Source organism: Glycocaulis sp. (assembly GCF_052168375.1).
Classification (GTDB): domain Bacteria; phylum Pseudomonadota; class Alphaproteobacteria; order Caulobacterales; family Maricaulaceae; genus Glycocaulis.
The window spans coordinates 1-8,987 of sequence record NZ_JBQLZR010000223.1; the positions used below are offsets into that span (position 1 = coordinate 1).

Below are 8,987 nucleotides of genomic sequence, written 5' to 3' on the forward strand. Positions count from 1 at the left end.
ACGATGCCGTTGGCGTCGATGTCGAACGTCACCTCGATCTGCGGCATGCCGCGCGGAGCGGGCGGAATGCCGACAAGGTCGAACTGGCCGAGCAGCTTGTTGTCGGCGGCCATTTCCCGCTCACCCTGGAAGCAGCGGATCGTCACAGCCGTCTGATTGTCATCAGCGGTGGAGAAGGTCTGCGACTTCTTGGTCGGGATGGTGGTGTTGCGGTCGATTAGGCGCGTGAACACGCCGCCCAGCGTCTCGATACCCAGCGAAAGCGGGGTAACGTCTAGCAGGAGCACGTCCTTAACATCGCCTTGCAGCACGCCGGCCTGGATGGCCGCACCCATGGCCACAACCTCGTCAGGGTTCACACCGCGATGGGGTTCCTTGCCGAAGAAGGCCTTCACGGCCTCCTGGACCTTCGGCATGCGGGTCATGCCACCGACGAGCACAATCTCGTCGATCTGGCCGGTGGAGATACCGGCATCTTTCAGCGCTGCCTTGCAGGGCTCGATCGTGCGCTTGATGAGATCCTCGACCAGAGCTTCGAGCTTGGCGCGGCTGAGCTTCAGGTTGAGGTGTTTCGGGCCGGAGGCATCTGCCGTGATGAAGGGCAGGTTGACCTCGTAGGCAGTGGCGCTGGAGAGCTCTTTCTTGGCTTTCTCGGCCTCTTCCTTCAGGCGCTGGAGGGCCAGCTTGTCCTTGCGAAGGTCGATGCCGTTTTCCTTTTTGAACTCGTCGGCAAGGTAATCGACAATACGCATGTCGAAGTCTTCACCGCCGAGGAAGGTGTCACCATTGGTCGCCTTCACCTCGAACACGCCGTCACCGATCTCCAGAACGGAGATGTCAAACGTGCCGCCGCCAAGGTCGTACACGGCAATGGTTTTCGACTGGTCGGACTTGTCGAGTCCGTAGGCGAGCGCAGCCGCCGTCGGCTCGTTGATGATGCGCAGCACTTCAAGCCCGGCGATCTTGCCGGCGTCCTTGGTGGCCTGACGCTGGGCATCATTGAAGTAGGCCGGCACGGTGATGACCGCTTTTTCGACCTTCTCGCCGAGATAGCTTTCCGCCGTTTCCTTCATCTTCTGCAGGATGAAGGCGGAGATTTCGGACGGCGCGTATTTCTTGTCGCGCCCCTGTACCCAAGCATCGCCATTATCGCCCGGAACGATCTTGTAGGGCACCATGTCGGCGTCCTTCTTGACCGTCGGGTCGTTCATGGTGCGCCCGATCAGGCGCTTGATGGCGAAGAAGGTCTGTTCCGGGTTCGTCACGGCCTGGCGGCGTGCCGGCTGACCAATCAGCCGCTCGCCATCCTCGGTGAACGCAACCACCGACGGCGTGGTGCGCACGCCCTCGGTGTTCTCGATGACACGGGCCTGACCGCCCTCCATGACCGCAACGCACGAGTTCGTGGTGCCAAGGTCAATGCCAATAACTTTGCTCATGTTTTCACTTTCTCCACTTTGTGGCAGGGCGGGGTGCGCGTTCCGTAAACCTTCAAAAGCGTTTGCGGCGGCTCGCCGTCAGTCCGCCCCCCGTGCAGGTCCATTCACTGGTCTTCGTCATAACCCTTCGAGATGGTCGGGAAAGACCCCTCTTGATACGGGGCGATTTAGGGAGACGCGCACGGCCGTGCAAGGGCGCAGCGGAGATTCCTGTTGCGCGGCTGCATGCCCGGCCAGTGCTGCGGGCATGCAAGTTTATACTTGATCGGCCGCAGGTTTTGGTGCGCCAATCCCTCCAGCGCCTGACACAGCCATAGCGGGGAGGTCTCATGAAGCGCCCATACATGATTGCAGCCGCGTTTCTTGGCATGACCGGACTGGCAGGCAATGCCGCTGCCCAAGAGGTCTGCCGGTCACTGTCCTCGCGCGCGGGATGGGTAAGCTGGACGTTCGCCGGGGACGGCCAGCCGCGTGTCTCTTCAATCAGCGGGTCGTGGACCGTTGATGCCGCCAATTATGCGCCCGTCGGGCCGCAGGGCCACACAGGCGCAGATGGCCAGCGGCTTGAACCGTTTAGCGAATACAAGGCCGTTCAAGGCTTTCCGTTCGGCGCACTGCTGACCCGAAGCGAAAGCGGAGCCGTGTCCATCCTTCAACCCGGAACAATGATTTCGGGCACGCGGCTGATGGTCGGGATCAACGACTCCCACACCACGCTTGGCGATAATCAGGGCGAAATGCGGATATGCTTCTCCGATGCGCGCACCACGTCCGGTCCGGTCAGCGTGCCAGTCACAGCAGCCGCTTCCAGCGCCTCTTCTGCCGGCACATCACGCCCCGGCATTTCAGCCAGCTGTCAGGCAGAGCGTAATGAGCTGACCGAATGGGGCGAAGAGTTGCGCCAGTGGCGCTCTGAACTGAACGGCATGCGCCGGCGCCTGAGCCAGTGGCGGCGCGAACTGGAAGCAACAGAGCGTCACCTCAACAATGTAACCACAGACCCCTATGGCATCGCGGGCGAGGTGCGCCGCTACAACATCTCCCAGTACGAGCAGGAGCGCCGCGAATATAATCGCGAAAACGATGCCTATGACCGTGAGGCGCGTGAATTCAACGAGGAAAGCGCTGCCTACAACCGCCGTCTGGAAGCTTCCCGGTCCTGCCAGTGACGCACACTCTGGCCGGTACGCTGAGCGAGCCCTCGGGCTTTCGGCTGCTGGCCGGATACCTCTCCCGCGCCGACCAGGAGACGCTTGTCGGCCTCGTGATGGCGGGCCTGCAGGCAGCACCCGCCTTCCGGCCTTCCATGCCGCGTTCGGGAAAGCCGATGAGCCTTATGATGAGCAATTTCGGCCCGCTGGGCTGGGTGGCTGACAAGTCCGGCTATCGCTATCAGCCCTATCATCCCGAAACCGGCACGCCATGGCCGCACATGCCCCGGTGCCTTCTGGACATTTGGTCAGCCGTTTCAGACTGGAGCGACCCGCCCGAGGCCTGTCTGGTCAATCTTTACGGACCGCGCGCACGGCTGGGGATGCATATTGACGCTGACGAGGACGCCCGCGACGCGCCGGTGGTCTCGATCAGCCTTGGCGACAAGGCGCGCTTTCGCCTTGGCGGGCCGTCAAGGAGCAGCAAGACGCGATCATTCATTGTCTCGTCGGGCGATGTTGTAGTGCTGGGCGGGGCCTCGCGGCGCTTCTATCACGGGGTGGACGGAGTTCTCGAAGGAAGTTCCACCCTGATCCCGGACACGATTGGCGCACGGCGAATAAATCTGACCCTGCGCCGGGTCACGGCCCCCGGCCCGTCCTCCGTCCGGTGAACCGGTCCTGATCGTTCCTAGCGGGAACCGGGCGTGTTCATCGCGCGTATAGGTGTCATCTGATGAATTGTCAGAGGGCGGCATCCACGAGGGATCATGCCGCCGGCAAAGAAAGGAAGGCATGCGATGCGCAAGCTCATGATTATTGCCCTGGCAGCGCCCGCGATCATCGTGGCGGGCTGCGCCTCCAGCAACACAGTCCGCGGCGGTGCGGGCGGCGCGGCCGCCGGTGCACTGGCCGGTGCGGTCATCGGCAACAATACCGGCAGCGGTGATGCCCAGCAGGGCGCGGCTATCGGTGCGATTGTCGGCGGCGCGGTCGGCGCCTATGCCGGTTGCCGCGAAGATGGCGGTTGCCGCTGGAACCAGAACAACCGGAACCATTCCGAGCTCTATTACGACCAGCGTGTCGGACGGTATTATTATATCGACCAGCGCACGGGCCGCACCTACTGGCAAAACGGCGAGTATCGCGGCTAGACCGGCTTCAGTCCGGCCTGAAAAGAAGAACCCCGGCAGTTTCCTGCCGGGGTTCTTTTTTACTCTGAATCAGTGGTTTCCTGCGATCACGCCTCGACATCGAGCCCGCTGCCGGGGCGGGCGGTGTCTTGCGGCTTTGGCGCAGACGGGGCCGCGCCTTCTGCCGGACCGGCGCTGACCACCACCATGGCAGCGCGCAAGGTGCGTTCCCCGATCACATAGCCGGGCTGCATGACATGCGCGATACGCCCCTTGGGCTGATCGGCAGGGATCTGGGCAGCAGCCTGGTGAAGGTTCGGGTCAAGCGCATCACCGGGCTCGGGCGCAACCCGCTTCACGCCATGGCGCTCGAGCGTCGATTGCAGGCGGCGCTGCGTCATTTCCACGCCTTCGACCAGCGGCTTGACCGCATCGGGAAGGCTGTTGCGCGCACCGTCATCCAGAAGGCCCAGCGCGCGTTCGAGATTGTCGGCAATGTCCAGCATGTCACGGGCAAAGCCGGTCACGGCATATTCGCGCGTTTCCTTCACCTCGCGCGCGGCGCGCTTGCGTGTGTTTTCGGCGTCGGCCACCGCCCGCAGGAGACGGTCGCGCAGATCGTCCAGCTGGGCCTGTAGCACGTCCACACCGTCATCGGCTGTTTCATCGACCGGCGCAGTCTCGTTCAAAGCCTCGTCTGCCTCGTTTTGCATTTCGCCGGCCTGACCGGTCTTGTTGTCTTCACTCATGATGGCGTCCTGTCACTGGATCGGTTCGTTCGGTTGCCCGACACATAGGGATGCTAGGTGCGCGCGTCGAGAAGGCGGCCCACCAGCTGGGCTGTATAGTCCACCAGCGGAATGACGCGCGCATAATTCAGCCGTGTGGGGCCTATAACGCCCAGCGCGCCGAGAATGCGCTGGTCGCGATTGCGATAGGGCGCAACGATCACGCTGGAACCGGAGAGCGAGAAGAGCGGATTTTCCGACCCGATGAAGAGGCGCACGCCTTGCGCGCTGCGCGCTTCATCAAGAAGGGTGAGCAGGTCCTCCTTGCGCTCGATATCCTCAAACAGGAGGCGGATGCGCTCGAGATCCTCGCTCGCCTCTACAGAATCCAAGAGCTTTGCCTGGCCCCGCACGATGAGGGAGCGGTTCTCCGAGCCGCTCCAGTCAGCAAGACCGGCCTCGACAAGGCTGGCGGCAGCTGCATCCAGCTGGGCGCGCTTGTCGGCAATCTCGCTCTGAATGGTCGCCAGCGCCTCAGCCAGCGTGCGCCCGCGCAGGCGCGCGGAGAGGTAGTTTCCCGCCTCGACCAGCGCTGCGGGCGGCAGGCCCGCCGGCGCCGTCATCAGCCGGTTTTCCACCGCGCCGGATTCCGAAACCAGAACAGCCAGTATCTCCACCGGGGATAACGGCACGAACTCTACATGACGCAAGGGCGCGTCCTGTTTCTGCGTCGCGACGAGGCCTGCGCCGCCTGCGAGACCTGAAAGCAGGGAGGAGGCTTCGGCCAGCACGTCCTCCGGGCGCTTGCCCGCCGCACCGACGCGCGCCTCGATCTCGCGGCGTTCCTCTTCGGCCACCTCGCCGATCTGCAACAGGCCGTCGACGAAAAGGCGCAGGCCCGCATGGGTCGGCATACGGCCCGCAGAGGTATGCGGCGCAGACAGAAGACCTGCTCCGGCCAGATCGGCCATCGTGTTGCGGATGGAAGCCGGGGAGAGATTCAAGGTGGAGCGCTTGGACAGCGTGCGCGAACCCACCGGTTCGCCGGTGTCGAGATAAGCCTCGACAAGCTCGCGGAAAATGTCACGCGAGCGTGCGTCCAGATCAGCCAGGGAAGACGTCATGCGGGGCGACGGGTCAGCCATGTCTCTCAATTAAGGCCATCCTGACCGGAGTTCAATTCACCCGTTCGAGGCCGTCGTCTGCCAGGATCGGCATGTCCGGCTTGGACAGCAGGGGCGGCCTCCTCTAGGACAAGGCAAGCTGATCAATGGAGAGCCTTCATGCGTCCTGACAACCGTGCTGCCGATGCCTTGCGTCCGGTCCATTTCGAAATGGGCGCTGCGCCTTATGCGGAGGGCTCGTGCCTTGCCGTGTTCGGCAATACGCGTGTCCTGTGCGCGGCAAGTGTTGAGGAAACCACGCCGCCCTGGCTGCGGGGGCGCGGGCAGGGCTGGGTGACGGCGGAATATGCGATGCTGCCGCGTGCCACGCATCAGCGGACGCGCCGCGAGGTGACAAGCGGCAAGCCATCGGGCCGCACACAGGAAATCCAGCGCCTGATCGGGCGCTCCTTGCGCGCCGTGGTGGACCTCAAAGCCCTTGGTGAGCGCCAGATCATCATCGATTGCGATGTCCTGCAGGCGGATGGCGGCACTCGCACCGCAGCCATCACGGGTGCGTGGATCGCCCTGAAATCGGCCTGCGCATACCTGCAGGAGGAGGGCCTACTGAAATCCGATCCGGTTACCGGGCAACTCGCGGCGGTATCGGCCGGCATCATCAGGGGCGAGGCGCGCCTCGATCTTGAATACGAGGAAGACAGCACCGCCGATGCAGACGCCAATTTCGTACTGACGGCCAATGGCGGGGTGGTGGAAATCCAGGCGACCGCCGGGACCGATCCGATGAAGCCGGAAGAGTTCGATGCCCTGTTTGCGCTGGCCCGCAAGGGCGTGGCAGAACTGACGCAGATGCAGCGCGCCGCACTGGAAGCCGGCCGCCAATCCTGAGCACCTGACCCGGGGAGAACTGCCAATGAGTGATCCGACACGCCGGAATGATGTCCGCGCTCCGGTTCCCCGGGACAAGACGAACGATCATACGCATGATGCTGCCACCATGCGGCGTGACTTCCTGACGAAACGTACGGGACTGCCGCTGACCCATGTCGGGTCATACTCGTTCGATCCGGGTGTGACCGCCGGCAATATCGAGAACTTCATCGGTGTGGTGCAGGTACCGATCGGCCTTGCAGGACCCTTGCGGATCAAGGGCGAGCATGTGGACGAGGACGTCTATGTTCCCCTCGCCACGACTGAAGGCACTCTGGTCGCGAGCTATAACCGGGGCATGCGCATTCTCACCGAGGCGGGCGGTGTTACCACCACCATCCATGAGCGCTTCATGCAACGCGCGCCGGTCTTCCATTTTGACGATGCTCGCGGTGCACGATCGTTCGCACAGTGGATTGACAGGCATCTGGAGGGTATTCGCGAAGCGGCCGAAGCGACCTCGTCTGTGGCCAAGCTCTCGCATATCGAGCGCTATTCGGTCGGGCCGATGCTGCACCTCCGTTTCAACTACGAAACCGGCGATGCTGCCGGTCAGAACATGTGCGGTAAGGCAACCCTCGCCGCCTGCCAGTGGATTGCGCAGCACTATCCGGGAGGCGCGCGCTATACCCTGTCAGGAGCAATGGATACCGACAAGAAGCACAGCCATATCAATGTGCTGCATTCGCGTGGCGCGCGGGTCATTGCAGAAGCCCGCATTCCTGACGCGGTCCTGCGCGAACGGGCGGGCGTGGCGGCCGCCGATCTCTTCCGGGCGCGGCTGAATTCGTTTGCCGGATCGGTGATGGCGGGAAGTGCCAATAACGGCATGCATGCCGCTAATGGGCTGGCTGCTCTTTTCATCGCCTGCGGGCAGGATGCCGCCAATATCGCGGAATCGCACACCGCCATGACCTATGTCCGGCTGGAAGATGACGGGGAGACATATTACTGGTCCATCACCCTGCCGGCGCTGATCGTCGCGACCTTTGGCGGCGGCACGCAATTGCCGACACAGGGCGAGTGCCTCGACATTCTGGGGTGCCGGGGCAAGGGCAAGGTCGGCCGCTTCATCGAGATATGCGCAGCGACGGTGCTTGCCGGCGAGATTTCGCTGGCGAGCGCGGTCGTGGCCGGCGACTGGGTGGAAAGCCACGACCGGCTGGGGCGTAACCGCTAGGCCTTTCGGCTCCAGGGCGAGCTAGTTGAACAGCTCCAGCTGACGGGCCTCCCGCGCGAAGGGCGCGACGGCGGAATGTCCCGTCTGCACTTTACGCGGTGCGAGGTCGGGCCGCGAAACCGGCACACCGGCAGGTGCTTCGACCAGGTCCAGATTAAGCGCGTTCGCCTTGGTGCGGATAGCGCCTTCGGGACGGCCAAGCTTGAGCGAGATGCGCTGCACGGGAACACCGCGGCGGGCCAGCTCACGCAGTTCCCGCTCATCCTCGAAGCGCCACCGCTTGCCCGCATTGCGCGCATAGCCGCCACCGCTTGCCTTGATCCTGGATGCGTACTTCATCATGCCGCTCCTGTTCTCCACAAGAACATAAGCGGAACATTAACCGAAGTCAAGGGAAGGTGGCCAAACCCTTAACGCGCCGACCTACCAGCTGCCGGTGTTTTCCATGCTGGCCCAGGGCTCGCGCGGGGGCTGGCGCTCGCCTTCCTGCAGAAGCTCGACGGATATGTTGTCGGGCGAGCGGACAAAGGCCATGTGGCCGTCGCGCGGCGGCCGGTTGATGGTGTAGCCCATGGACTGAAGGTGCGCGCACAGCGCGTAGATATCCTTCACCCGGTAGGCGAGGTGGCCGAAATTGCGTCCACCGGAATAGGTTTCCGGGTCCCAGTTATGGGTCAGCTCGATGCAGGGCAGGCCCGACGGCAAGGGTCCTTCCTCGGGCACTCCGCCAGCTGCGTCAATATCATCGGGCGAGCACAGGAAAATCAGGGTGAAGCGTCCCTTCTCACTGTCCATGCGCCGTATCTGTTTCAGGCCCAGCCCGTCGCAATAGAAGCGCAGGGACGCATCGACATCGGTGATCCGCACCATGGTGTGAAGGTATTTCATCGGCCTCGTCCTTCGTGTCTGACTGTTACAGCCTATCTAGTCACCGCCGCCGCCATCACCACCGCCATCGCTGCCATCGCTCGAGGCGTCATCACGCTCGGTGTCACCTGCCTTGCGGCGCGGGCCATCGCCGGACCCGGCCTCGACATCCGCGTCGGGGCGGGCGCGCCTCGCCCATTTGGGGCGGCGGCGCCAGCCGGTCTCTTCCGGGATCGGCTCGCCGCGCGCGCGGGCAAGGGCATGGGTGAAGGGTTCCGGCGCGCGGGTATGGTGCAGGCGGGCCAGCAGGAAGGCTGGAAATGCGCCAAACGCCACGACGCCGAAAAACACGGTGAACATGAAGACATAGCCGCCGCGTCCCGCCCAGGCGGTCGCGCCGGTGGGGCGCCCGATCTGCTCATAGCCTGCCCGAGT

Annotated in this window: 10 protein-coding genes and 1 pseudogene; 5 read left to right on the plus strand and 6 right to left on the minus strand. The window is 63.6% G+C overall.

Annotation, left to right across the window (positions count from 1 at the left end; genetic code table 11):
- The coding region (dnaK, locus tag ACTS2Z_RS09095; RefSeq protein WP_442572897.1) for a molecular chaperone DnaK at window positions 1-1,439 on the minus strand (1,439 nt) is incomplete at its 3' end.
- Window positions 1,440-1,768: 329 nt separating this feature from the next.
- On the opposite strand from dnaK, the gene ACTS2Z_RS09100 reads away from it, so the two are divergent.
- The 3 genes from ACTS2Z_RS09100 (at window position 1,769) to ACTS2Z_RS09110 (ending at window position 3,744) form a co-directional block, all read left to right on the plus strand.
- On the plus strand, window positions 1,769-2,608 hold the full coding sequence (locus ACTS2Z_RS09100; protein WP_442572898.1) for a hypothetical protein: 840 nt from the start codon (window positions 1,769-1,771) through the stop codon (window positions 2,606-2,608).
- A complete protein-coding gene (locus ACTS2Z_RS09105) occupies window positions 2,605-3,264 on the plus strand; it encodes an alpha-ketoglutarate-dependent dioxygenase AlkB (protein ID WP_442572899.1) in 660 nt (219 codons plus the stop codon). Before ACTS2Z_RS09100 ends, ACTS2Z_RS09105 begins: the two co-directional genes overlap by 4 nt.
- Window positions 3,265-3,390: 126 nt before the next feature.
- Window positions 3,391-3,744 carry a YMGG-like glycine zipper-containing protein gene (locus tag ACTS2Z_RS09110; RefSeq protein ID WP_442572900.1) on the plus strand — a complete coding sequence of 118 codons (354 nt, stop codon included), beginning with the start codon at window positions 3,391-3,393 and terminating at the stop codon, window positions 3,742-3,744.
- A gap of 86 nt (window positions 3,745-3,830) precedes the next feature.
- Here ACTS2Z_RS09110 and grpE read toward each other — a convergent pair whose 3' ends face one another.
- Both grpE and hrcA read right to left on the minus strand, forming a co-directional pair.
- Window positions 3,831-4,472, minus strand: coding sequence for a nucleotide exchange factor GrpE (gene grpE, locus ACTS2Z_RS09115; RefSeq protein WP_442572901.1), 642 nt, complete (start codon window positions 4,470-4,472; stop codon window positions 3,831-3,833).
- Between the two features lie 53 nt (window positions 4,473-4,525).
- Entirely contained in the window at window positions 4,526-5,596 is a 1,071-nt protein-coding gene (hrcA, locus tag ACTS2Z_RS09120; RefSeq protein WP_442572902.1) for a heat-inducible transcriptional repressor HrcA, read from the minus strand.
- A gap of 138 nt (window positions 5,597-5,734) precedes the next feature.
- Here hrcA and rph point away from each other — a divergent pair, with 138 nt between their 5' ends.
- Together rph and ACTS2Z_RS09130 are read left to right on the plus strand one after the other, a co-directional pair.
- A complete protein-coding gene (gene rph, locus ACTS2Z_RS09125; RefSeq protein WP_442572903.1) occupies window positions 5,735-6,463 on the plus strand; it encodes a ribonuclease PH in 729 nt (242 codons plus the stop codon).
- A 25-nt stretch (window positions 6,464-6,488) separates the two neighbouring features.
- The gene (locus ACTS2Z_RS09130; protein WP_442572904.1) at window positions 6,489-7,685 is read left to right on the plus strand and encodes a hydroxymethylglutaryl-CoA reductase; all 1,197 of its coding nucleotides are present in this window, start codon (window positions 6,489-6,491) and stop codon (window positions 7,683-7,685) included.
- Window positions 7,686-7,706: 21 nt separating this feature from the next.
- On the opposite strand, the gene ACTS2Z_RS09135 is transcribed toward ACTS2Z_RS09130, so the two are convergent.
- The 3 genes and pseudogenes from ACTS2Z_RS09135 to ACTS2Z_RS09145 all read right to left on the minus strand — a co-directional run.
- Window positions 7,707-8,027, minus strand: coding sequence for a hypothetical protein (locus ACTS2Z_RS09135; protein ID WP_442572905.1), 321 nt, complete (start codon window positions 8,025-8,027; stop codon window positions 7,707-7,709).
- 81 nt (window positions 8,028-8,108) lie between these two features.
- Window positions 8,109-8,573 (minus strand): VOC family protein, encoded by a 465-nt coding sequence (locus ACTS2Z_RS09140; protein WP_442572906.1) that lies wholly within the window; start codon window positions 8,571-8,573, stop codon window positions 8,109-8,111.
- A gap of 36 nt (window positions 8,574-8,609) precedes the next feature.
- Window positions 8,610-8,987 (minus strand): annotated as a pseudogene (locus ACTS2Z_RS09145) (hypothetical protein); the annotation flags it as partial.